19 protein-coding genes are annotated in these 23,454 nt (G+C 55.8%); 13 read left to right on the top strand and 6 right to left on the bottom strand.

Annotation, left to right across the window (positions count from 1 at the left end):
• Positions 1–115 precede the first annotated feature (115 nt).
• Positions 116–1,972 carry a L,D-transpeptidase family protein gene (locus G512_RS22270; protein WP_051269573.1) on the bottom strand — a complete coding sequence of 619 codons (1,857 nt, stop codon included), beginning with the start codon at positions 1,970–1,972 and terminating at the stop codon, positions 116–118.
• 276 nt (positions 1,973–2,248) lie between these two features.
• On the opposite strand from G512_RS22270, the gene cysS reads away from it, so the two are divergent.
• The 3 genes from cysS to rarD all read left to right on the top strand — a co-directional run bounded on the left by cysS (position 2,249) and on the right by rarD (position 6,372).
• Positions 2,249–3,697 (top strand): cysteine--tRNA ligase, encoded by a 1,449-nt coding sequence (gene cysS / locus G512_RS0117570; protein ID WP_028482840.1) that lies wholly within the window; start codon positions 2,249–2,251, stop codon positions 3,695–3,697.
• 95 nt (positions 3,698–3,792) lie between these two features.
• Positions 3,793–5,394, top strand: coding sequence for a citramalate synthase (cimA, locus tag G512_RS0117565; RefSeq protein WP_028482839.1), 1,602 nt, complete (start codon positions 3,793–3,795; stop codon positions 5,392–5,394).
• Between the two features lie 42 nt (positions 5,395–5,436).
• Positions 5,437–6,372, top strand: coding sequence for an EamA family transporter RarD (rarD, locus tag G512_RS21675; RefSeq protein ID WP_036490062.1), 936 nt, complete (start codon positions 5,437–5,439; stop codon positions 6,370–6,372).
• A gap of 53 nt (positions 6,373–6,425) precedes the next feature.
• Here rarD and G512_RS21670 read toward each other — a convergent pair whose 3' ends face one another.
• Positions 6,426–7,028, bottom strand: a complete 603-nt coding sequence (locus G512_RS21670) for an LOG family protein (protein ID WP_036490060.1) — start codon at positions 7,026–7,028, stop codon at positions 6,426–6,428.
• A gap of 219 nt (positions 7,029–7,247) precedes the next feature.
• Between G512_RS21670 and G512_RS21665 the strand changes: the two genes are divergently transcribed.
• The 7 genes from G512_RS21665 (at position 7,248) to G512_RS22670 (ending at position 14,211) form a co-directional block, all read left to right on the top strand.
• Positions 7,248–8,564: an Ig-like domain-containing protein gene (locus tag G512_RS21665; RefSeq protein WP_051269571.1), complete on the top strand. Its 1,317-nt coding sequence runs from the start codon at positions 7,248–7,250 to the stop codon at positions 8,562–8,564.
• Positions 8,565–8,945: 381 nt separating this feature from the next.
• A complete protein-coding gene (locus tag G512_RS0117545; protein WP_028482838.1) occupies positions 8,946–10,883 on the top strand; it encodes an ABCB family ABC transporter ATP-binding protein/permease in 1,938 nt (645 codons plus the stop codon).
• A gap of 98 nt (positions 10,884–10,981) precedes the next feature.
• On the top strand, positions 10,982–11,683 hold the full coding sequence (locus tag G512_RS0117540) for a phosphatidylserine decarboxylase (RefSeq protein ID WP_028482837.1): 702 nt from the start codon (positions 10,982–10,984) through the stop codon (positions 11,681–11,683).
• A gap of 13 nt (positions 11,684–11,696) precedes the next feature.
• Positions 11,697–12,527 carry a CDP-diacylglycerol--serine O-phosphatidyltransferase gene (pssA, locus tag G512_RS21660; protein WP_073833314.1) on the top strand — a complete coding sequence of 277 codons (831 nt, stop codon included), beginning with the start codon at positions 11,697–11,699 and terminating at the stop codon, positions 12,525–12,527.
• A gap of 280 nt (positions 12,528–12,807) precedes the next feature.
• Entirely contained in the window at positions 12,808–13,347 is a 540-nt protein-coding gene (locus G512_RS0117530; protein WP_028482836.1) for a dihydrofolate reductase family protein, read from the top strand.
• Entirely contained in the window at positions 13,344–13,919 is a 576-nt protein-coding gene (locus tag G512_RS0117525; protein WP_028482835.1) for a TetR/AcrR family transcriptional regulator, read from the top strand. The genes G512_RS0117530 and G512_RS0117525 overlap by 4 nt, the downstream gene beginning before the upstream one ends.
• 115 nt (positions 13,920–14,034) lie before the next feature.
• Positions 14,035–14,211, top strand: a complete 177-nt coding sequence (locus G512_RS22670) for a hypothetical protein (RefSeq protein ID WP_155943667.1) — start codon at positions 14,035–14,037, stop codon at positions 14,209–14,211.
• Here G512_RS22670 and G512_RS23005 read toward each other — a convergent pair.
• The 4 genes from G512_RS23005 to G512_RS0117500 all read right to left on the bottom strand — a co-directional run bounded on the left by G512_RS23005 (position 14,166) and on the right by G512_RS0117500 (position 19,788).
• Positions 14,166–17,648 (bottom strand): efflux RND transporter permease subunit, encoded by a 3,483-nt coding sequence (locus G512_RS23005; RefSeq protein WP_051269570.1) that lies wholly within the window; start codon positions 17,646–17,648, stop codon positions 14,166–14,168. The genes G512_RS22670 and G512_RS23005 overlap by 46 nt on opposite strands.
• Complete coding sequence (locus G512_RS0117510; RefSeq protein ID WP_028482834.1) at positions 17,648–18,748, bottom strand: efflux RND transporter periplasmic adaptor subunit; 1,101 nt, start codon at positions 18,746–18,748, stop codon at positions 17,648–17,650. The genes G512_RS23005 and G512_RS0117510 overlap by 1 nt, the downstream gene beginning before the upstream one ends.
• An 18-nt stretch (positions 18,749–18,766) precedes the next feature.
• Positions 18,767–19,318, bottom strand: a complete 552-nt coding sequence (locus G512_RS0117505) for a PadR family transcriptional regulator (protein WP_028482833.1) — start codon at positions 19,316–19,318, stop codon at positions 18,767–18,769.
• A gap of 179 nt (positions 19,319–19,497) precedes the next feature.
• Entirely contained in the window at positions 19,498–19,788 is a 291-nt protein-coding gene (locus G512_RS0117500; RefSeq protein ID WP_028482832.1) for a hypothetical protein, read from the bottom strand.
• Between the two features lie 189 nt (positions 19,789–19,977).
• Here G512_RS0117500 and puuE point away from each other — a divergent pair, with 189 nt between their 5' ends.
• From puuE to G512_RS21650, 3 genes are all read left to right on the top strand, one after another.
• A complete protein-coding gene (gene puuE / locus G512_RS0117495) occupies positions 19,978–20,889 on the top strand; it encodes an allantoinase PuuE (protein ID WP_028482831.1) in 912 nt (303 codons plus the stop codon).
• Between the two features lie 362 nt (positions 20,890–21,251).
• Positions 21,252–21,920: a L,D-transpeptidase gene (locus G512_RS0117490; protein ID WP_028482830.1), complete on the top strand. Its 669-nt coding sequence runs from the start codon at positions 21,252–21,254 to the stop codon at positions 21,918–21,920.
• Between the two features lie 298 nt (positions 21,921–22,218).
• Positions 22,219–23,403 (top strand): efflux RND transporter periplasmic adaptor subunit, encoded by a 1,185-nt coding sequence (locus tag G512_RS21650; RefSeq protein WP_051269568.1) that lies wholly within the window; start codon positions 22,219–22,221, stop codon positions 23,401–23,403.
• Positions 23,404–23,454 lie beyond the last annotated feature (51 nt).

Raw genomic sequence — 23,454 nt, 5'->3', positions numbered from 1 at the left:
TCTGTCTCCTCAAATTCGGTGCCTCGAAAGGCGTTGATCTTGAGCAGACCATAGACCACAGAGGTTGAAGCTTTGCTGAGTACAGCGTTCAACTGGCGTTCATCTTTGTAAATGCTCAGGAGAAAGGCGCGCTGCGGGTCTCCAGAGCCTCAATCAGGCGGGCGTCATTGCCGTAGATGTCGAACCGGAACTGCACGGTGTCCGCAGCATCGACGAAGGCTGTGAAATAGCGCAGATGCACGGGCACCTTGTTGGACAGGTTGATGCGTTGCGGGTTGGAGGACTTGGATCTCAGCTTCATCAACCGATCCTTGTCCCATCCCTCATCCTTGAAGAGGAGGTCCCCGAAGTCGAAAGGGTTCTCAACGCGAATGCAGCCATGGCTGAACGCCCGTCCACTGCGCGAAAACAGATGCTTGGACGGCGTATCATGCAGGTAGATGGCGTGCCGATTGGGGAACATGTACTTCACCCCGCCCAGTGCATTGTTCCGTCCAGGACGTTGCTGCAGCGTGAAATTGAAGAAGCGTGGCTTGACCGTACTCCAGATGATGCTGCGCGGGTCAATCTCCCGGTTGCCGTGAAAGACGCGAATGCCCCGGCGCATGACCTCGGTCGGGTCTCGTTGCAACATGGGCAAATAGGTTTTCAAGGCAATTGAGCGCGGAATGGTCCAGGTTGGGTTGACTTCCGCGTAAGAAATGGCGTGGGAGAAGATGGGGGTCTTGTACTTCGGTTTGCCGACAACAACCCGCGTCTGGTGAATGGTGAGCCCATTGCGTACAACCTTCAAGGTTTGATCGGCAATATTGACGTCCACGAAACTGCCTGTTGCCTGATAATCGTACCAACGCAAACGCTCGAGGTTGGCCTCAATCTGGCGCACTCGTTGCTCAAGCGAGATATTGAGCGTCGTAAAGGTATTTCGCCCGGCAACCCCATCAGCGCTGAGGCCATTGGCCCGCTGAAACGCCTTGACGGCCTCCACAACATCTCCATCGTAATGTTGATCGGTATCGTCCAGCGATCCCTTGTAAAACCCTTCTTCGGACAAACGACGTTTCAGGGCCGGCACACGTGCATCCACATCGCCCTTGCGCAATGTCTTTCCAGAAGGCACGTGGGTATAGCTCTTGCGGGCGGCGAGCTGACGATAATGCTTCAGCTTTTCCTGCAGTTTTGCATAGGCAGGGTCCTTGGGCGCAAAAGATGCCATCAACGCGGGAATGGATTTAGCCTCGTCGAGACGCTCCAGAAGGTCCTCGACGCTCAGATGCTTGGGCTGCAGGTAAATCTCAGAGCCGGTCGACATGGGATCCACCGCACCCGATGCCAGGTCATCTGCCAGCGCCAGATAGGCGAGGGTCAGGTCCAGCTCCACCTCGTGCTGGGCCGGCCAATCCGACAATCCGCCATTCCGAGTCAAATACGCGTGAGGCAGATAGTCTTCCTGTTTCAACCCGTGGTCCGGGGCCGAGCGAACCTGTTTGATCAAGGCTTCACCTTGAACCGACAAGCCTTTGCCCTTCGTCCAGAGGCTTTCATGGCGCCGTCCACGATAAAAATCGATGACAGCTTCTTTGGTTTCATCGCCTTCAAGACGAGGAGCCTTCTTCAAAAAACTGCGGAAAACTCCCCGGTCGAAGGCATCCCGGCCGGCCAATGGGTCTGAGGTCTCCGTGGTTGCTGTGGTTTCCGGAGCTGCAACCGATGGTTCAATCGATTTGATTCGTGTTTTTGCGGATGGTTCAACCGCAGGTTCAGGAACTGATTGGCTGGCGGCAGGAGCTGCGCTGTCTGCGGTTTCTTGTCGGCCCGGACCCGGTACGGCCGCCGCCAAAACCGCATCGTTGTCGTGCAGCCCGAGAGGGTCAACAACTTGATTTTGAACAGAGTTCTCGGCAATGGCAGCAGAACTGACCAAGCACAGAACGGCGACACAGGCACTCAAATAAAAACGCAGGGAAGTCACGAGCGATAGCTTCCTTTTTGTTACAGACAGCACGTAGAGGGAGGTTTGCCCCGAGTTATAGGAATAATTAACCCTAGAAACTTTAGTGAGGATTGCACGCAGCATCTTGACCTGTACGCAACAATCGGCGAAAAGCAAGGTCATGAAAACGGCGATGCACATTTCTTCTATCATCACCATTATTTGCAGCTAGCGACATCGCTGGCTGTGGCCGTTCCTTTCTGCCTTTTTTCGTGAGATGGACGCCCCGGCCAGCTGGCCAGGAGATCCGCATTTATGAGCGCTCACAATAAATTGATGCTCACCAACACGCTCACGCGAACAAAGGAAGAGTTTGTTCCCATCGATGAGAACAACGTGCGCATGTATGTGTGTGGTCCCACCGTCTATGACTATGCGCATGTGGGCAACGCACGCCCTGTGGTTGTGTTTGACGTGTTGGCACGCCTGCTTCGGCTTCTTTATGGCGCGCACCATGTCACGTATGTGCGCAACATCACCGACGTTGACGACAAGATCAACGCGCGCGCCGCGCAAGAAGGTGTTTCCATTCGGGATCTGACTGAAAAGACGGCGGCCCAGTTCCACGCGGATATGGGCGCGCTCGGTGCACAGATGCCGGACATTGAGCCTCGGGCAACCGAACACATCGAAGAGATGAAGCAACTCATCGAAACCTTGGTCGAAAAAGGCCATGCCTACGTTGCCGATGATCACGTGTTGTTCCATGTGCCGAGCATGGAAGACTACGGTCAGCTTTCTGGTCGCTCGCTTGACGAGATGATCGCAGGTGCTCGTGTGGAGGTGGCCACCTACAAGAAGGATCCGACCGACTTTGTTCTCTGGAAGCCATCGGAAGAAGGTGAGCCGGGCTGGGATAGCCCCTGCGGTATAGAACGTCCGGGGCGGCCGGGTTGGCATATCGAATGCTCGGCCATGTCTGCCAAGCATCTGGGAACGACTTTTGACATTCACGGTGGCGGGATTGATCTGACGTTTCCTCACCACGAAAACGAAATTGCCCAGTCTCGATGCGCCCATGGGACGCCGGTCATGGCCAATGTCTGGATGCACAACGGCTTCCTGCAGGTTGAAGGGGAGAAGATGTCCAAGTCTCTTGGCAACTTCTTCACCGTTCACGAGCTTCTTGAAACGGATCGACTGGGTGGCCGCAAGTGGCCGGGTGAGGCCATTCGCTACACGCTGTTGCAAACGCAGTACCGGCAGCCCATCGATTTCACCGAGAAGGGGCTTCAGGAAGCTGACAAGCAGATCAAGCGTTGGACGGACCTGTTCATCAAACTTGATGTGGTACCCAGTGCCGACCCCAAACCGGTTCAGGACGTCGTGGACGGGTTGTTGGATGACTTGAACACGCCGCGCGCCTTTGCTTCGCTCCACAAGTTAGCCCGTGCAGCCCGTTCTGGTGATCGGGATGCGGCTCAACAACTGGCGGATTCGCTGGCTTTCCTCGGTTTCGACCCCAAGGCATGGGTAGAGGCCACGCAGGAAGAAGAGCAGTCTGCGCTCGAAAGCATTGACCCGGCCTTGAAACAGCGCGTTGAGGAGTCCATTGCGCGCCGGCTTGAAGCACGAAAAGCCAAGGACTTTGCCGAGTCCGACCGCATTCGTGACGAGCTGGCCGCAGAAGGCATTATTTTGAAGGATCAGAAAAACAAGGAAACGGGTGAAATCGAAACCACCTGGGAACTGAAACAAACCTAAAAACTCAGGATGCGTGCTGGTCAGGTTGGGAGGAGACCTCGAACAAAGGAGGCGAAATCTGATCGGCACGCCACTTCCAGTCAGGGACATGACACATGGCCAAGGAACGGCTCTACCTTTTTGATACAACTCTGCGCGACGGGGCGCAGACATCCGGTGTCGACTTCTCCGTAGATGAAAAGATCGCCATCGCCGGTTTGCTGGACCGTCTCGGCGTGGACTATGTGGAAGGCGGCTATCCCGGTGCAAATCCGACGGACAGTCAGTTTTTCGAAAAAAAGCGCACCCAGAATGCCACGTTCACCGCTTTTGGCATGACAAAGCGTGCAGGACGATCCGCCTCCAATGATCCGGGGCTGCAGGTCCTGTTGCAAAGCCAGTCAGATGCAATCTGCTTCGTGGCAAAGAGCTGGGACTATCACGTCAAGGTGGCCCTCAACTCCACCAATGAGGAGAACCTTGAGGGCATTTCCGAAAGCGTGGCAGCAGCTGTCGAGGCCGGCAAAGAAGCGCTGGTTGATTGCGAGCACTTCTTTGATGGCTTCAAGGCGAACCCCTCGTTTGCATTGGCTTGTGCCAAGGCTGCCTTCGACGCAGGGGCGCGTTGGGTGGTGTTGTGCGACACCAACGGGGGAACGCTTCCGGATGAAATCGCAAGCACTGTCAAAGCGGTGCAGGAGGTTGTGCCGGGCCATCATTTGGGCATACATGCCCACGATGATACAGGGCATGCCGTGGCGAATTCACTCGCAGCAGTGTCCGCAGGCGTCCGCCAGATCCAGGGCACACTCAATGGCATTGGCGAGCGTTGTGGCAACGCCAACTTGATCACGTTGATCCCGACCTTGATGCTGAAGGCACCGTTCAAGGATGCCTATGACTTGAGTATCAGCGAGCAGTCACTGCGTGATATCACAACGATTTCAAGGGCTTTCGATGAAATCCTGAATCGAACTTCGAACCTGCATGCGCCATATGTGGGCCGCAGTGCATTTGCTACCAAAGCGGGCATTCACGCCTCGGCTCTTCTGAAAGAGCCCGAAACCTATGAGCATGTGCCGCCGGAAGTTGTCGGCAACCAGCGCCGCGTTCTGGTGTCGGATCAGGCCGGTAAATCCAACCTCTTGGGAGAACTGAAGCGCCTTGGAATTGAGGCCGACAAGTATGATCCTCGTCTTGATGCCTTGCTTGCCGAAGTAAAGGAACTGGAAGCTCAGGGCTATTCCTATGAAGCGGCCGATGCCTCCTTTGAGTTGATGGCCCGTCGCCGCCTGTTCTCGGTGCCGGACTACTTCAACGTGATCTCGTTTCGAACCGGTGTGGAGCGTCGTTACAATGCGGTTGGCGATCAGGTCACGGTGTCAGAAGCCGTTGTGAAAGTGGAGATTGACGGTCAAACCCATATGTCAGTGGCGGAAGGGAATGGTCCGGTCAACGCGCTGGACCTGGCTCTGCGCAAGGACTTGGGACGCTATCAGGAAGTCATAGATCATCTGGAGTTGATTGACTACAAGGTGCGTATCCTCGATGGCGGCACTGGCGCTGTTACCCGCGTCCTGATCGAAAGCATGAACAAACGGACGGGCCAGCGCTGGTTTACAGTGGGCGTATCCAGCAATATTGTGGATGCTTCGTTTAGAGCGCTTACGGATTCTGTGCGCTACATCATCTTCAAGACACAACAAGCGGCCGCCTGATTGCGCCCCACGGCGCAGGCGAGACGTGCAAGGAGTGGGCCGATGGTCACGTCGGATTTGACCAGTCTCCAGTCAGAGGAAGCCCGGGCTTTCAAGCTCGGGCTTTTGTCGGCGTTGGGAGCCTACCTGATGTGGGGCGTTGTGCCCGCCTATTACAAACTCACGGCAGACGTGCCGGCAATGATCGTGATTTGCTATCGCATCCTCGGCTCCGTGCTTTTTGTTGGCGGATACCTGGCGCTAGCGGGGCGGCTCGATCAGTTGCGCGATGTTGTGGCAAGCCGAAAAGTATTTGGTTTTGTCGTGTTGGCCTCGGTTCTGGTAACCACCAACTGGCTCGTTTTCATCTACTCGGTGGAAGCGGACCGAGTGTTGGACGCAAGCTTGGGTTACTTCATCAACCCGTTGATAAGTGTGGCGCTGGGCGTGGTCTTTCTCAAAGAGCGCCTGTCCCGCGGCCAACTGTTCGCGCTGGTCCTTTCTGCGGCTGCCGTTCTTTACCAGACCCTGCAACTGGGCGTGTTTCCTTGGATTTCGCTCACGCTGGCGTTTTCGTTTGCCCTTTACGGTCTCGTTCGCAAACGCACGCCTGTTGGCGCGATTTCCGGTCAGCTCGGTGAGGTGCTGATTGCATCACCTCTTGCAATTTTTGGCCTGTTTTACTTTGCCGGGCAGGGGCTTACCGTCGTGCCCGCTCAAGATCCGTGGTTGCTGGTGGCTCTTGTGGGAACAGGGTTGGTAACCGCAGCGCCCCTGACACTGTTTGCCTTCGGTGCCCGGCGATTGCCACTGACCTACATCGGCTTTCTGCAATACGTGGCGCCATCAATGCAGTTCATGTTTGCAGTGTGGGTTTGGAACGAGCCACTCTCCACGGAACGGTTGACCGGTTTTGTGGTGATCTGGATTGCCCTGGCGATTTTCACGGTGGACAGCGTCCGCGGTCATCGAAAACGCAAGCGGAACCAAGCCGGCTGAAGCCGGGCCGTTGGCCCGGCGTCTTCAAGGTGGGGCGGCGGTGCCGCCGCGTGTCAGTATTGGGCGACCGTACCCACAGCCCTGTCTTTGTGAAGAATCGGCTTTTGGATCGACTGACGCAGTAGCGGGATGGCATCTTCAATGCGATCTGCGACTTCGTAGCGAACCTCGGCTTCATCGCGGATGAACTTTTCCTGCTGCATGTGCTGCAGAAGGGTTTTCAGCGGTTCCCAGAAGCCATCAACATTGGCCAGCAATACAGGCTTCTGGTGCTGTCCCAACTGCGCCCAGGTGAGCATTTCCACCAGTTCTTCCAGTGTTCCGATTCCCCCCGGCAGGGCGATGAAGGCGTCGGCCTTTTCAAACATCAGCCGTTTGCGCTCGTGCATGTCACTGGTGACGATCAGATCATGGGCTTCTTCCAGCATGACCTCTCGGTTTTTGAGGAATTCCGGAATAACACCGGTCACAGTGCCGTTGTGTTTTAGGACGGTCCGCGCCACAATGCCCATCAGGCCAACGGAGCCACCGCCGTAGACAAGGCGAATGTCATTTTGTGCCAGCAAGCGCCCCAGCGTCTCGGCCGCTTTTGCGTATGCCGGGTTGGTTCCTTCACCGGAACCGCAATAAACACAGATTGTTTTTAGTTCATTCATAGTGATCGGTTGCCCGTTTTGGTCTGGGGTTGATGCTTGATGAGGTCATCCCCCAAATCTATCAGGTTGGGCGGCGGCGGAAAGACAAATCTGTCGCACACTAGTGCGAAACCACGTGAACTTGTGTAAGATATTGAGAGATCGACTAAAAGGTGCCAAAAGAAGGTGCATGAGCGCGCGCGGAAACCGCAGCGCGACGACAGGAGCGGACAGGGAACAATGTCGAACAATGGGATGAACTGGCTTTTGGGGACAGCAACGCTTGTGGCTGTAGTTGCCATTGGTGTGGGCGTCTATGTGTTGAACACTGGCTCATCCCCGCAAGAGCAAACTGCCAAGGATGCACCGCTGGTCACGAAGGTCAAGGGATCCGGCGCCCAGTCGGGACGGAGCGCGGCCTCTGATGCGGAAGACAAGGCGGCCGCTGATGAACAGGATATGCAGGTCGCTTCCATTGATCCTCACTCGTCTCCGGATGAGGATGGTGTGGCCTCAAGTGTGGAAGTGACGCCAACCATCAAGCCGTCCTTCGACGTCATGCGTGTTGAGCCTTCCGGCGATGCCGTGGTGGCGGGCCGTTCGGAAGCAGGAGCAATCGTTGCTGTCATCTCCAATGGTGAAGTGCTCGGCAAGGGCGTTGCCAACAAGAATGGCGAGTTTGCCATTGTCTTGGAAAAGCCACTCAAGCCCGGCGATCACGATGTAAGCCTTGAGGCCACGCGGGAAGCCGCGGACGGCAAATCGGAAAAGACTGTTTCTGACCAGCGCATCGCCGTATCCATCCCCAAGGATGCCAGCGAAGAGGTTTTGGTGGTGCTGAACGATCCGAAGGGACCGTCAACCGTGCTTCAGGTGCCTGAGGCGCAACCGTCAGAAACCAAAACCGCATCGGTTCAAAAGACCGAAGAGAGCAATATTGTGGTGGGCGCTGTCTCATCTTCCCAAGCCACCAACCAAGCTGGAGACGCGTCCGCAACGCAGCAAACTCTGCCGCAATCAAGCTTGCGCGTTCAGGCTGTGGAATCTCAGGAAGGCAAGGTGTATGTGGCCGGTGAAGGCGAACCGGGCAGCAAGGTACGCGTGTATGTAGGAGATGAGCTGGTTGGGGAAACCCAGACCGACAAGAACGGCCGTTGGCTCGTTCAGGGCAATCAGCAAATCGCAGTCGGTGACGTGAACGTGCGCGCTGATGAAGTGAAGGGCAGCGATGGCAAGGTCGTTGCGCGGGCTCAGGTAACGTTCGCCAAGGCGGATGATCAGGTGATCCTGCGGCCTCTGCAGGCTGTGGCCACGGGCACTGCCTCCGGCGGCGCTGGCGCAACCATCGAGGCTGGTGTAGGCCAACTGCCCAATGTGATCATTCGAAAAGGGGACAATCTCTGGACCATCTCCCGCCGCTTGTATGGGGAAGGCATGCGCTACACGACAATCTATCAAGCCAACGACCGGCAAATTCGTGATCCGGACCTGATTTATCCGGGGCAGGTGTTCGTGTTGCCGGAAAGCGATGTCAATTGGAAAACACAGACCAATTGATCCATCATACCTTAAGTGAAAGCGCTGCGCCCTGGGTGCGGCGCTTTTTGCATGGGGCCTTGCCTTCGCACTGGAAACGCGCTAGGCGAGCCCCAATATAAAAACACCAATATTGTTAAATTTTCGCGCGCACGAGCCAAACTCCAGATGGTCGCTTCGCCCATTTTCCAGTGCTTGCGGCTGGATCGCCGCATAACAAGGGACCTGGTGGCACTCTTGCTTTGAGAACGGCATTCGAGTTGAACAGCGCAGGGCCGGTTAACATCCTGCTGGATGAAGGCCGGTTTCGTGCGCTATAAGGGCCGCGCCGCGCGGTACGCCGGGTGATCACCCCGATTTGCCATGATCTCCGGTGGTTTTGAAAGAAGAAAAGGCAAGCGCATGACAGCCGCGACCCGGAATAAACAGCAGACCAAGACCGAACTTGATGCGGACGACAGCGGGCTTTTTAAGACGCTCAAGTCATTGTGGCCGCACATGTGGCCCTCCGACCGGCCCGATCTGAAATCCAAGGTAGTACTGGCCATGATCGCATTGATCATTGCCAAGGTCGTGACCGTCCTGTCTCCCTATTTCTTTGGCTGGGCGACAGATGCCTTGAACGAACCGGAGGCCTTGCCGGAGTGGTTGCCGCAGGCGCTGGTTGCCCCCGTGATGTTGGTTATCGCGTATCAGGCTGCCCGTGTTCTAGCCATCGGATTCAACCAATACCGCGATGCAATCTTTTCCAGCGTGGGCCTTCATGCTGTGCGTGAGCTGGCCAATCTGACGTTCCAGCATCTGCACGCATTGTCTCTCCGGTACCACCTCAGTCGGCGGACCGGCGGGCTGACCCGCATCATTGACCGCGGTGTGAAAGGCATTGAAGGCATTGTTCGTTTTACGATTTTGAGCGGCGTGCCGACGGTGGTGGAATTTGCCTTCATGGCAGCCGTTATCTGGTTCCAGTTCGGTTTCTGGTATGTGGTCGCTGTCGCTCTGACCGTTGTGGCCTATGTCATTTACACGGTGAAGGCATCCAACAAGCGCATTCAGATTCGCCGGGACATGAACGCCGCGGATACGGACGCCAATACGAAATCCGTAGACAGCCTGCTCAATTTCGAGACGGTCAAGTATTTTGGCAACGAGAACATGGAGCGTAGCCGCTTTGATACCGCCATGCGCGGCTATGAGGATGCCGCGGTAAAAACGTGGACATCGCTGGCATGGCTGAGCTTTGGTCAGGCCCTCATTCTGGGGACCGGAATGGCCGTGTGCATGGTCATGTCCGCGCGCGCCATTCAAGCTGGTACCCAAACGCTTGGCGACTTCGTGATGATCAACGCGCTACTGATGCAGTTGGCTGTACCTTTGAACTTCATCGGCTTTATCTACCGCGAAATTCGCCAGGGAATTGCCGATCTGGAAGCCATGTTCGGGGTATTGAACGTCGAACCGGAAATCCAGGACAAGCCCGGCGCGCATCCCATCGAGATTTCCGAGGGCAAGATACGGTTTGATGATGTGCATTTTCACTACGATCAGGCCCGCAGCGTCTTGAAAGGAGTGAGTTTCGAAGTTCCTGCAGGCAAGACAGTGGCCATCGTGGGGCCGTCTGGCGCCGGCAAGAGCACGATCTCGCGGCTTCTCTACCGGTTTTATGACGTTACCAGCGGCGAAATTACAATCGACGGTGTCAATGTTCAGGACGTGACACAGAGCTCCTTGCGTCACAAGATCGGCATGGTTCCGCAGGACACCGTGTTGTTCAACGACACTATCGCCTACAATATTCGCTATGGTCGGCCGGATGCAACGGACGAGGAAGTGAGCGAAGCGGCACGGCTGGCACAGATTGATGGCTTCATTCGTTCGCTGCCCGATGGCTATGACAGTCAGGTCGGCGAACGGGGCCTCAAATTGTCCGGGGGCGAAAAACAGCGCGTTGCGATCGCCCGTACCATTTTGAAAGCACCGCCCATTCTGGTGCTTGACGAAGCGACATCCGCTCTGGATACCCACACCGAGCAGGAGATCCAGTCTGCGTTGGACATGGTATCCAAGAACCGTACAACACTGGTCATTGCGCACCGATTGTCGACCGTGGTCAATGCCGACCGGATTCTGGTCCTCAAGGATGGCGTTGCCGTTGAGCAGGGAACCCATGCAGAACTTCTGGCCAATGACGGTCTTTACGCCTCCATGTGGGCACGGCAACGCGAGGTGGATGAAGCAGAAGCCCGCCTTGAGGCTATGCGTCAGGAAAATGAGGGGTTCATTCCCAAGGGAAAAAGCGCAGAAGATATGGCAATCGGGTCACTTCCAGTTGAAGGGTGAAGCAAGACACTCTATGACCCGATAAGCCATGTGCTGTGGCCTGTCGGGCCCGCACGCGAAGCAGGGGCCACGGACGGACCATGAGCAAGGGGTGAGCTATGTCGCTTTCAGACACGATTTCGAAGACTTTCGTGCCTATCCATCGGGAAGGGTATCCATTTATCGCCATTGCAGCAGTTGCGACAATCATCCTTGGATGGTTCTGGTCGGTGCTGTTCTGGATTGGGCTTATCCTGACGGCGTGGGTCGTATATTTCTTCCGTGATCCGCCGCGTGTCACGCCGGTTCGTGATGGGTTGATCGTGTCTCCCGCAGACGGCACTGTATGCCTTATCGGCCCGGCTGTGCCACCGCGTGAGCTGGACATGGGCGACAAGCCTCTCATGCGCGTTTGCATCTTCATGAACGTGTTCAACTGCCACGTGAACCGCGCGCCGATGACAGGGCGTGTCACGCGTGTGGCTTACAAGGCAGGTAAGTTCTTGAACGCCGAGTTGGACAAGGCCAGTGAAGACAATGAGCGCAATGGCCTGATTATTGAAAACGACGAGACCCGCATTGGCGTGGTGCAGATTGCTGGACTTGTGGCCCGCCGCATCGTGTGCTTTGTCAAGGAAGGCGAGACCATCTCCGCAGGTGATCGGTTTGGGCTGATCCGGTTTGGATCCCGGCTGGACGTGTACATGCCGGAAGGGACCAAGCCTCAGGTTGCACTGGGCCAGACCATGATTGCTGGCGAAAGCGTAATTGCGGATCTCAAGAGCACCGGAGACAACGATCTGGTGACAAGATACTCCTAAGAGGTACGACAGGGTGACGGCTCCATTTACCCCTTATGATCCGGGCGGATCAGTCAAGAACAAGAAACCCAGATCCCAACGGTTCAAGAAGGTCCCGGTACGGGTGATCCTGCCCAACGTGGTGACGTTGCTTGCCTTGTGCGCCGGGTTGACAGCCATTCGCATGGCCTTCGAAGCCCGCTGGGAATTCGCAATGGGGCTGATCATTCTGGCTGCCGTGTTGGATGGTCTGGATGGGCGCGTGGCTCGGTTGTTGAAGGGCACGTCCCGGTTCGGAGCCGAACTGGATTCATTGGCGGATTTTGTCAATTTCGGTGTGGCGCCGGCGATCATCCTGTATGCCTGGATGCTGGAAGAGGCGTCTTCTCTGGGGTGGATAGCCGCCATGATCTTTGCGATCTGCGGTGCACTGAGGTTGGCGCGCTTCAATGTGGCACTGGATGAAGACAAACCCAAATGGGCAAGCAAGTTCTTCACTGGCGTTCCTGCGCCTGCCGGCGCTTTGACGGTGTTGCTGCCGCTTTATGTCGAGCGACTTGGGGTGCCGCATTGGGAAGAGTTGGCAATGCCCATTGGCCTTTACACGTTGCTTGTCGGATGTTTGATGGTCAGTCAGATCCCGACCTTTTCCGGCAAGCAGGTCGGGAACCGGATCAGCCGAGAATGGGTCCTGCCGCTATTTGTGGTGTTCGTGGCGCTGGTTGCGTTGCTTGTTAGTTTCCCATTCGAGACCATGACCTTTTTCACGGTCAGTTATCTGATGTCCATTCCATTCGCCTATCGCTCCTATCGCAAGCACTTGAAAGCGGATGAACAAGAATCTGAAGCCGATCAGGAAGTCTGAACGGAGCCCAAATCCTGATCTTCGATGAAGGCATGAAAAAGCCCGGTGCGAGTGCGTGATGCATTCCATGCGGTAGACACGATAACGAAAAGCCCTGTCACGCAAGCCGCGGCAGGGCTTTGTTTTTGAAAGAGAACACCTTGATTTTCTACTGGTGTCCAAGCGCGAAAATCCCGAGAGAAATTTTTTGGGTGCCGCTAGGGGTATCTGAGCCATTGCAGTTGCCGACTTCCAATCCTTTGTATTATACAGTGTATAATATAAAGGATTGGAGAAAAGCATGCCCACAGGACACATCATGATGGCAATGAGCCTCGACGGATTTGTTGCGAGACCGGACCACACCCTCGATTGGTTGGAGAAACAGTCGACGACGGGTGAAGATCATGGATTTGAGGCCTTTCAGCAAAGCGTAGATGTCATCGTTATGGGCTCTGGCTCCTTCCGAACGGTGCTTGGTTTCGGCGAATGGCCCTATAGAAAACCGGTCGTCGTCCTCAGCCGATCGATGACATCTGAGGACATCCCTGAAAACCTGCGTGACAAAGTGGAGATCACTGCGCTCAAGCCTAAGGCACTGATGAAGGCCTTCGATGAGCGCGGCATCCAGCGTGTCTACGTTGACGGCGGCGCGGTCATCAAATCCTTCATGAAAGCAAAGCTGATTGCTGATATGAAGATCTCGATTGTTCCGGTCCTGATAGGTGAGGGCATTCGCATTTTCGATGAATCGAGAGGCGATACGGACCTTGAGATGGTTTCGATAGAGAAATTTCCCTCGGGGTTAGTCGACCTTGTCTACAAGGTCAAAGCCCCATGACGAAGGAGCAAGGCGCAGGACGTCCGCGTAAATCCGATTCCAAGCTAACAAAGCAAAGCATCATTGCCGCCGCCTTGCCCATTGTGCAGCAACACGGGGTGAATGCACTTTCGTTTCGAGCCCTTGCAGACCAGCTCGGCGTGACACCAATGGCCGTCACATACCATTCGGGTAGTAAGTCGGAACTCTTGGCTGATCTTGTTGAAGCCGCGTTCAGAGACGCGCTTGGAGAGATTGGCGGCCGGACTGCAACTGAACGAGCGCGGTTGATATTAGTCCGTTATTGCACCTGTGCCTTGCGAAACGCACACCTCTTGCGAGCCGTCTTGAATGACACGTCAATAATGGGGCCAAGCCTGTACCGGATAACGGAATCACTCAGCCAAAACACCAAGATCCTCAACGATGGGGATAAAGGCGATGTGTTGCTGCACTTGCTTATCGATTACACGCATGGGTTTGTTCTTTCTGCGACAGCGAACAACGACAACCCACTGATCATCGACGATTTCTTGCGCGGGCTCGATTGGATCTTGGATCGCGTCGTGTCAAACGACGAAAGCACAAAGTAATGAGTATTTTCATACACTGAGATGACTAAAGCGTCTCAAGTACGATGACTGGGTCATTTCGCATCTTCATGCGCGCGTACTTGGAAAGACCTTTAAAGAATATGGTCGTGATCGAATGGGTCGCGGCCATATTTTGATGATCGAGTTCGAGAAGGCCGTCAGTGCGCTGGCCTCCAACCACACGAAAAAGCCCGGCTCAAGTGCGCCGGGCTATTCGCGTCTTGCTCTGGCTGCGAAGGCGGCCAGTTATTCGGCGGCCACCGGCACGGCTTCCTTTTCGCCGGGCTTTTGACGCTCGTGGCGCGGCTTCATGCTTTGCTCATCCACGTCAGATGTGCCAGCATCATCGGAGCCACCGCCAGAGAACCGGTTGATGAGCTTGGCGAAAAATGCCCCCCATACGGTTGGCAGCGCCAGCATGACCGGGATCAGAACCAGCGTTAGCAACGTTGAGAAGCCAAGCCCGAAGATGATTGCCGTTGAAAGCTGAATCCACCACACGGCAATCGGCCCCCCGTAAGAGATGACCTGATTGACGAAGTCGAAGTTCACCTGAGTTGCCATGGGTATGAGCCCGGCAATGGTCGTGATGGTGGTCAACAGCACCGGACGCAGCCGCTGTGCTGCCGTTTGCAGCATGGCATCAATGGGTGGTTCTCCATCCCCGCGCAGACGGTTGTATGTATCGATCAACACAATGGCATTGTTTACCACGATACCTGCGAGGGCGACCACGCCCGTGCCGGTCATGATGATCGAGAATTTTTGCCCGGTGATCAGCATCCCCAGCAACACCCCGAAGATGGACAGCACAACGGTCGAGAGCGTGAGGATGCTCTGATAAAAGCTGTTGTACTGGGTTACGAGGATCAGGAACATCAGGAACAAGGAGCCCACCATGGCCTTCATCAAAAACGCCGAAGACTCTTTCTGCTCTTCGTCCGCGCCCCGGAACTTCAGGGCCACACCTGATGGCCACTTCTGTTCATCAAGCCAGGATTGCAGCTCATCTACCTTGGCCGCCACGTTGTAGCCCTCGGCGAGATCCACGTTGGCCTTGACGTCCATGGCATAAAGGCCGTCACGCCGAGTGATGCTCGAGACCTTCTGCTGAGGTGAACGCTCCACGAAATTGGCTAGGGGCACCATTCCCAAATCGGTTTGCAGCCGCAGGCCATCAAAACGGTCCAGTGTCCGTTCGTCCTCGGGCAATCGAACGCGAATGTCCACTTCATCTTCAGAGTCGGCGGGGCGGTACTGCCCGATCATCACGCCGTTGGTGACCAACTGAACCATGGCGCCGACCGAGGAAATATCAGCGCGATACCGCGCGGCCTTCTCGCGGTCGATATCCAGAGACCATTCAATTCCGGGTAGTGGGCGCCCATCCTCCTGGTCCAGCAAGCCTTCCATGTTGTCCATGTGAGCGCGAACGCGAGCCACAGACGCTACAACATCGTCGTAGTCGTTGGAGGTGACCTGAAGGCGGATGTCCTTGCCGGTGGGGGGGCCATCCTCCTTCTTTCGGGTTTCAACGCGAATGCCCGCGAGCGAGCTTGTCTGGGTACGAATGTCTTCGAAGATGTCGATCGCCTTGCGCCGGCAGCAGAAATCGGTCAACTCCAGATCCAGACGCCCGATCAGATCGACCGGTATGTCGCTGCCGCCCACACTGCCGCTCCCGCCACTTGGGAACGCGCGCGCGATGACATTTTCAATGCCGGGAATGCGCAGGACGATGTCGTTGACCTCCTCGACCAATTCGAGGGACTCTCGGGCAGACATGTTACCGCGACCGGAAATGAACACGCTGGCCAGTTCCGCTTCTTCGTCAACAAAGAACTGTACGCCGTTGTTGTTCGTCATGAACTGAGACAGGATGAGAAAGCAAATCCCGAACATGGCAACAATGGTCAGGACAGAGCCAACCATATTGCCCGCCAGCTTTTTCAGAGTGCGCACATAGACGCCCGTAATGCCACGCACACGCGACGGATCAAAGCTGCCTTCACCGGAAAACGCCCGCGCAGCCTCAAGTTCTTCCAGTCGACGTGCCTCCGCCCTGCGCCGGGACATGTTGGCCAGTCGCCGCATGATCCGCAGCACGGGTATGAACACGGCAAGCGCTACGCCAAGTCCACAGGCTATAGCAAACAGTGGTGAGGACGCCTGCAGCACGGGTAGGGAAGCAACAACAAGCCCCGCGACGCCCGCAACGATCGGGGTCATGACCCATTCTGCATGGCGGCCGAGAAATGCCGATATCTGTGCCACCACGCCGCCGGTTACCGGAAGGAATATCATGGCCGTAACCAGAGATGCCGACAGCACGATAATGACCATGATGGGCAGGTAGCTCATGAACTCGCCGGAAACACCCGGCCAAAGCAACATGGGCAGAAAAGCAGCAAGCGTCGTCGCCGTTGAAGAGACGATGGGCCAGAACATCAGTTTGGAGGCGCGGATATAGGCCTGTTTGGGCGGCATGCCCTCTGCGGCCTTGCGATCTGCATACTCCACCATGACAATGGCGCCATCCACCAGCATCCCGACCGTGAGCACGAGGCCAAACATCACCATGTTGTTTACGGTCATGCCGAGGGTGTAGAGGATCAGGAAGCCGGACATGAACGAGGTCGGGATTGCCAACCCAACCAACAGGGCCGACTTCAATCCCAATGCCGCCACGACGATGATCATCACCAGCATGACAGCCGTCATGATGGAGGACTGCAAAGACCCAAGAACGCTGTGAATGTTCTCGGAGACATCCAGCATCATGTTGATCTTGATCGACTCCGGCAACTCCGCCGTGGCCTGTTCGACGGCTGCACGCACGGCCGCGTTGTTTTCGATGATGTTTTGGCCAATGCGCTTCACCACTTCCAGAGTGATGGCTGGCTCGCCATTGACAAGCGTGAACTCGGAGGCGTCCTTGAACGTGCGCTTGATCGTGGCGATGTCGCCAAGGGTCACAACGCTCTCGCCGGACTGCTTGATTGGCAGCGAGAACACGTCTTCTGCCGTTTCCACCAAGCCGGGTACCTTGATGTTGAAACGCCCGGATCCGCCGTCAATGAACCCCGCAGGAATGAGCTGATTGTTCTGCGTCAACGCCTGAACCAGTTCGCTCTGCGATATCTCGTAGGATTCCATCTTAAGCGTATTGATGACCACTTCCAGGAGTTCTTCCCGGTGTCCGGTCATGTCCGCTTCCTTGACCGTAGGAAGGGCTTCAATCACATCCTGCAGATGCCGGGCGGTCTTGAACAGTGCCCGTTCAGGGACATCTCCGGAGACGGAAATGAACAATACAGGCTGCAAAGCCATGTTCTGCGGGAAAATGCTGGGTTCATCCGCATCGTCCGGAATGTTGGCCTTGGCCTGATCAACCTTGTCGCGAATGTCGGCGAGGGCCTTGTCCTTGTCAAAGCTGATATCGAATTCAAGGAGAATGCCCACATGGCCTTCACCGGCGATGGTTGTAAGCTCTTTCAACCCTTCCAGACCACGCAGTTCGGTCTCCATCGGCTTGACGATCAGCCGGTTGGCGTCCTCCGGCGAAATGCCCTGCTGGCTGATGGAGACGTAAAAGAACGGTACGTCAATGTCCGGCGCAGCTTCCTTCGGCACGTTTACATAGGCCGTGATCCCGGCGATGATGGCCACAACCATCATCGTCAATACCGTTCGGGGTCGGTTCAGGATGGTTTCAAGCAGCGAGGTCATCAGTTTACCTCCGCCGTCTCAAAGACGGGCTTCACGGTTTTACCGGCGCTGACATAATCCTGACCAACGACAATGATCGTTGCTTCCTCAGGCAAACCGCTGATCCATACACCCTCTGTATCTCCGCCAATCACTTCAACGGGATAAAAGACCACGGTGTTGGATTCATCCACTCCGCGCAGGCCAATAACCCCGTTGTCGTTCAGCGTAAGGTAAGCCGGGCTCATGTAGTGCGCCTTTTGCTCGGGCAGTTTCAGTTGCGTCAAGGCCGTGATGCCATCCAGTACGGTTCCGTCGGGATTGGGGATCTCCACCTCCACACGGAAAGTGCGGGTATCGGGATCGGCTGACGGGGCAATATAACGAACCTTGCCTTCAACCACGTCGCCGGTAACCAGTTCAATACGGGCTGGTTGTCCCAGATAGACACGGGAAATATTGGTTTCTGAGACAGCACCAATGGCCAGCATGGGGTCTGGATCAATAACCGTGGCGCAAATCTGTCCCACAGACAGGATCGTTCCCATCTCGACCATAGGGCTTTCGACAATGCCGCGAATAGGGGACCGGATCTCGGTGCGGGACAGCTCGATCTCGGCTTCACGCAGCTCTGCCTGAGCCGCATCACGGGCAGCTTTCAGCGCAGCAACCCGGTTGTTTGCCGTGAATCCCTTGCCAGACAACTCGTTGGCAGCTTCAAAGTCCAGTTGGGCTTGAGCCAGTTGGGCGTTGGCCTGCAACACCCGTGCCTCACGCGCGCCGCGGTCGAGGACACACAGGAGATCGCCAGATTTGACACGTTGTCCTTCTTGCACCAGGCGCTTTTCCACCTGTCCGGTTGTTTCAGCCCGAACCTCGACTTTGGTGTCTGCCTCGGTGCGGCCTCGCAGGTCCAAATAGGAGCGGCGCAGTTGTGCCTTGAAACGCTCTACGCGGACTGGAAAGGCTTCCTCATTTTCAGCCTCGACACGAACCGCCGGAGGAGGAACGGAGTTTTCATTTGCTCCCTGGCCTCCGACCACAATGGTCCCGGAACTCATCCAGAGGGCAACCCCTCCAGCAATGGCAGCAGCAAGAATGTAGGAAAATCGGATGGCCATGAGGGTCTCTTCCAGCGTCTATTCGGCGGCCTGTACCCGTGCCTGGGAGGAGGCATGTGACAGGGCTTCAAGTTCAGATCGGTTGTTTTCAATAAATTTCAGGGCAGCTGCCATGGTCTCAATGCCTGACCGCAAGGTCCAACAAGAAGCAGGATTGCTGCAAATGGAGAGTTCTTCTGAGAGTGCTTGAATGCGTTGGCGCAACTCGTCTTCGCGCGCGTCAATACGTTCACTCAGGAATTCGGGCGGGAGGTGCGCGGCATGTAGTGCCAGCATTAGAAAAGGAGAGCGATAGGTGTCGTCAAACGGCGGTTCCTGCAACTCTTCAACGAAAGCAGCGCGGCCTTTGTCCGTAATGGTGTAGACCTTGCGGACAGGCTTGCCGGGGGTCGTTTCTTCGCGGCAGGTGACCAGACCCTCACGTTCCAGCTTGTTCAAGCATGGATAGATGGATCCATAACTGGCGTCAGTGAAGTAACGATGTAGCCCATCACGCGACAGCTTGCGCAATTCATAGCCGGTTGTCTCGCCCTTGACGAGCACCGAAAGACAGAATTTCCGCGTGGTCATGATGCCGAACTTTCACTGTGTGCCGGATCCCGGTTATGCCGGAAATATTTTATATATCGCTCTGATGCAGGTCGTTATACGTATCGACGCGATATAAGTCAAACGTTGAGTGCCGTATTGGCATTGCGCGCTATACGATTTTCGGCAGCCCGGCAGATCACTCGGCCACAGGGCAGCACTTAGTCAGTTTCGGGATGGATTGCGCGAATACGTTCTTGCAAGCTGGAGCCGGGAAAATGAGCGTTCAGCAGGCGCAGAGCTTCAGAACTGGAGCAGGGGTGGTGACGACAGACGAGCTGTTTCATGGCGGCAATCCGGCGCTCGATTTCGGCTTCATGCGCCATCAGGGCTGCGAACCGCGACGTGGGCATCTCCATTTTGGGAGAGCCGGCCCAGCGGTGTTCAGGTGCAATGGTTCTCGAGGAACTGCCGGAACCTTGGGAAGCTGACTGTTGTAGTGCCTGAGCCATCGTCCAAACCTTTGAACCTGTATAAGTGAACCTTACGTAACTTTATCGAAAGCTAAGCGGTTAATATGGCAGTCACAAGACAGTCCCGGTCATTTGAGGGGCACATGGGATGCGGTGGGCGTTCATTGAGGATCTACGGTTAACCCGTTGTGAAGGCAATTTTGAAAGTTGAGTGGACTGAGAGGACCAATGCAGCACGATTACCCCAGAGACCTGATTGGATATGGTCGTTCCACACCGGACCCAGCATGGCCGAACGGCGCACGGATAGCGGTCCAGTTTGTCATCAATTACGAAGAGGGTGGCGAAAACTGCATCTTGCATGGAGATGCTGCTTCTGAAGCGTTCCTCTCGGAAATCATGGGGGCAGAGCCATGGGTCAACCAGCGCCATCCCAACATGGAAAGCATTTATGAGTACGGCAGCCGGGCTGGTTTTTGGCGGTTGTGGCGAAGTTTCACCCAGCGTGCCCTGCCGGTTACCGTGTTTGGTGTGGCAACGGCGTTGCAGCGCAATCCGGATGCTGTGGCAGCCATGAAGGAGGCCGACTGGGAAATCGCATCTCATGGGCTGAAGTGGATCGACTATCGAGATTTTTCCAAACAGGAAGAACGGTTCCACATGGAAGAGGCCATTCGGATCCATGAGGAAGTTACAGGTGAGCGCCCGCTGGGATGGTATACTGGACGATGCTCCGAACGCACCCGCGAATTGGTAACGGAAACCGGTGGCTTTTTGTATGACGCCGACAGCTATGCAGATGATCTGCCCTATTGGGTGGAGAGTGCAAATGGTCCGCATCTGGTGGTGCCGTATACGCTGGACGCCAACGACATGCGCTTTGCAACGGCGCAGGGGTTCAACGCGGGTGAGCAGTTCTTCGCTTATCTCAAGGACACATTTGATACATTGTATGAAGAGGGGCAGGGTGGTGCGCCGAAGATGATGTCGGTCGGCCTTCATTGCCGTCTGGTGGGGCGGCCGGGTCGAATGGCGTCGTTGAACCGCTTTTTGGACTACGTTAGCGACAAACCAGGGGTTTGGGTGGCCCGCAGGGCAGATATTGCCCGCCATTGGCATGATCATCACAAACCAGCTTGATGTTTCAACTATCGCTTTGAGTTGCGGATCAAGCCGCTACACAATTTCGTGAGCGGCTTGTTTGTTTAAAACAGTTACATTGATGCCGTAAGCCGTGTGGATAGACCGAATTTGCCATATTTCGACATAATCGGATGGTCTAAGCGCCCCTAGAAGATTTGGGTCCCGTTATGCAACGGAGCTTTTAAGCTTCATTAAGTATAAATGGGTCAAATTTGACGAAATATTTTTGGGTGATCTGCAAAGGATCGTTACGGGCAATACGCATGATTTGCCCGACAGGCCCAGCGAGAATTGAAAAGGAAAGTGTGGTGACGGCACCCGAACACACAAAGACTATCAGGGATTTTGCATCAGCGCGTTTGACCCGTCGCGGTTTTCTGGTGGGCTCATCAGCCTTGTTGTTGGCGGGGTGTCAAACCACGTCGTCCAGAGCGCCGCGCGTACAAGCCGATCTGCGCAAGGATCCTTATTATCTGGCCATGTACGGTCCAATGCCTGAAGAAAAGTTCCCGATCCCGGCAGTCGACCTGAACAAGGTTTCCGATGATCGCTTTTTGCGGCAGGTTGTGCCTTACACCGGCCCTGAACCTGCGGGCACCATCGTCGTCGATCCGGCAGAGCGCTTTCTCTACCTTGTGCGCGGTGACGGCAATGCCATGCGCTACGGCGTTGGGGTGGGTCGCGCCGGCTTTGGATGGGCGGGCAATGCTCGTGTCCAGTACAAGCGTCAATGGCCCCGTTGGACACCGCCGGCTGATATGATCAAGCGCCGGCCGGAACTCGAAAAGTATAGATACGGCATGGAGCCAGGGCTTGGAAACCCGTTGGGCGCGCGGGCATTGTACCTGTTCGACAACGGAGTTGATACGCTCTATCGCATCCATGGAACGAATGAGGACTGGTCTATCGGCCGCAATGTATCCAGTGGCTGTATCCGCTTGTTCAACCAGGATATTATTGACCTTTACAACCGCGTGCCGGACGGCAGCCCTGTGATTGTGCGCAGTGCGCCAGCAACGACGGTCTAGTCACACCTGGATTTGATGTAGGGAAGGGCGCCCGAGTTGTAACGCGGGCGCCCTTGCTATTATGGCATGTGGTCCGACGAGCCTTGAAAAGTGTATCAATATGTATCAATCGGCGAAATTTCGATAGGTTTGTTACCAATTCGGCACATGTGCCACTAGCGTCCAGGCCGGATTCGGGGAATAAGGCAGTGGGGAATAATGAAAGATAACCCAACCTGACGCGTTACGGGCCGAACGCTGTGGCAGGCAGGTGCCTGTCGTAGTTCCAAACGACAAAACGAGATTGGAGTGTCTTCCCATGGGGGCTCTGAAAAAGGTTGGCACAGCGGGCTTCATGGCCGCGGTGCTGATTGCTGGCTACCACTTCGTGGTACAACCGTTGATAGCCAATAAAACCTTGCCCGGTTTTTACGAGTTGGGCACGTTCATGCTGCAGGCCAATGCAGCCGAGGCACATGCTGCCGGGCCACAAGGAGGCGCACCACGCAAGATTGCGGTGCATGCCCGCAATGTGACACTTGAGGAAACCGACACGTTCGTTCGGGCCATTGGCACCGGACGCTCTGTTCGAACAACCAACCTCTACCCCGAAACGACGGGCCGTGTGACCACCATCGCCTATCAGGCGGGTGATTATGTCGAGGCCGGTCAAACCGTCATCACGCTGGATAAAGCCAATGAAGAGTTGGCGGTCAAGCAGGCCGAACTAGAACTGCGAGATGCGATTGATCAAGTTGATCGCTATGAGCGCCTGATCAAATCTCAAACCATTTCCGAAGTGCAGTTACGTGACGCGCGCACCGCGCGCGACAAGGCGCAGCTGGCGCTGGAAAAGGCGCAATTGGACCTACAAAAACGCAAGATTGTGGCACCGTTTTCTGGCACGGTGGGCATTGTGGCCGTAGAAGTGGGGGATCTTGTTGATGCTTCTACCCGCCTGACAGGTCTGGATGATCGCAACAAGATTTTGGTTGAGTTTGTCGTGCCCGAACGGTTTGCCAACGAGGTGTCTCGCGGCGGCGCGGTCGAGTTGGCAACGGATGCGGTCCCGGGCCGCCAGTTCAAGGGCACCATCACTGCGTTGGACAACAGAGTGGACGCGACATCGCGAACCCTGCGCCTGCGTGCACAAGTCAGCAACCCGGAAGGCTTGCTGAAGTCGGGCATGGCGTTTTCCGTGCGTGTGTTGCTTGAAGGAGAAAGCTGGACAGCTATTCCGCCGCTTGCATTGAAGTGGGATCAACAGGGCGCTTATGTGTGGGTTGCGCGTGCGCAAAAGGCTGAGCGCGTGAGTGTACGCATCATCGAACGCAATTCTGATAGCATCCTGGTGGATGGCGATTTGAAGGTTGGTGAAGTGGTTATCACAGAGGCAACACGAGGGTTGCGTCCTGGTGCGCCGCTCGCTTTGGAAGCACATCCCGGCTTTTCGCTGAAGGTACCGTCTGGCCCAGCAGACGGTTCTGCACTGCCAGAAGCCTGAGACAGCCCCAAGACACACATATCAACTCAGATGGTGCTCCGCCCCCACGCG

It is taken from the genome of Pseudovibrio exalbescens DSM 16456 (genome assembly GCF_000422785.1).
Taxonomy (GTDB): domain Bacteria; phylum Pseudomonadota; class Alphaproteobacteria; order Rhizobiales; family Stappiaceae; genus Pseudovibrio; species Pseudovibrio exalbescens.
This window is presented reverse-complemented; position numbering and strand designations above follow the sequence as displayed.

What these genes read in the sequence shown, in the direction of transcription:
- cysS (WP_028482840.1), top strand. Translation starts at nt 2,249, where the DNA reads ATGAGCGCTCACAATAAATTGATGCTCACCAACACGCTCACGCGAACA.
- cimA (WP_028482839.1), top strand. Translation starts at nt 3,793, where the DNA reads ATGGCCAAGGAACGGCTCTACCTTTTTGATACAACTCTGCGCGACGGG.
- rarD (WP_036490062.1), top strand. Translation starts at nt 5,437, where the DNA reads ATGGTCACGTCGGATTTGACCAGTCTCCAGTCAGAGGAAGCCCGGGCT.
- G512_RS21670 (WP_036490060.1), bottom strand. Translation starts at nt 7,028, where the DNA reads ATGAATGAACTAAAAACAATCTGTGTTTATTGCGGTTCCGGTGAAGGA.
- G512_RS21665 (WP_051269571.1), top strand. Translation starts at nt 7,248, where the DNA reads ATGTCGAACAATGGGATGAACTGGCTTTTGGGGACAGCAACGCTTGTG.
- G512_RS0117545 (WP_028482838.1), top strand. Translation starts at nt 8,946, where the DNA reads ATGACAGCCGCGACCCGGAATAAACAGCAGACCAAGACCGAACTTGAT.
- G512_RS0117540 (WP_028482837.1), top strand. Translation starts at nt 10,982, where the DNA reads ATGTCGCTTTCAGACACGATTTCGAAGACTTTCGTGCCTATCCATCGG.
- G512_RS0117530 (WP_028482836.1), top strand. Translation starts at nt 12,808, where the DNA reads ATGCCCACAGGACACATCATGATGGCAATGAGCCTCGACGGATTTGTT.
- G512_RS0117525 (WP_028482835.1), top strand. Translation starts at nt 13,344, where the DNA reads ATGACGAAGGAGCAAGGCGCAGGACGTCCGCGTAAATCCGATTCCAAG.
- G512_RS22670 (WP_155943667.1), top strand. Translation starts at nt 14,035, where the DNA reads ATGGGTCGCGGCCATATTTTGATGATCGAGTTCGAGAAGGCCGTCAGT.
- G512_RS23005 (WP_051269570.1), bottom strand. Translation starts at nt 17,648, where the DNA reads ATGACCTCGCTGCTTGAAACCATCCTGAACCGACCCCGAACGGTATTG.
- G512_RS0117510 (WP_028482834.1), bottom strand. Translation starts at nt 18,748, where the DNA reads ATGGCCATCCGATTTTCCTACATTCTTGCTGCTGCCATTGCTGGAGGG.
- G512_RS0117505 (WP_028482833.1), bottom strand. Translation starts at nt 19,318, where the DNA reads ATGACCACGCGGAAATTCTGTCTTTCGGTGCTCGTCAAGGGCGAGACA.
- G512_RS0117500 (WP_028482832.1), bottom strand. Translation starts at nt 19,788, where the DNA reads ATGGCTCAGGCACTACAACAGTCAGCTTCCCAAGGTTCCGGCAGTTCC.
- puuE (WP_028482831.1), top strand. Translation starts at nt 19,978, where the DNA reads ATGCAGCACGATTACCCCAGAGACCTGATTGGATATGGTCGTTCCACA.
- G512_RS21650 (WP_051269568.1), top strand. Translation starts at nt 22,219, where the DNA reads ATGGGGGCTCTGAAAAAGGTTGGCACAGCGGGCTTCATGGCCGCGGTG.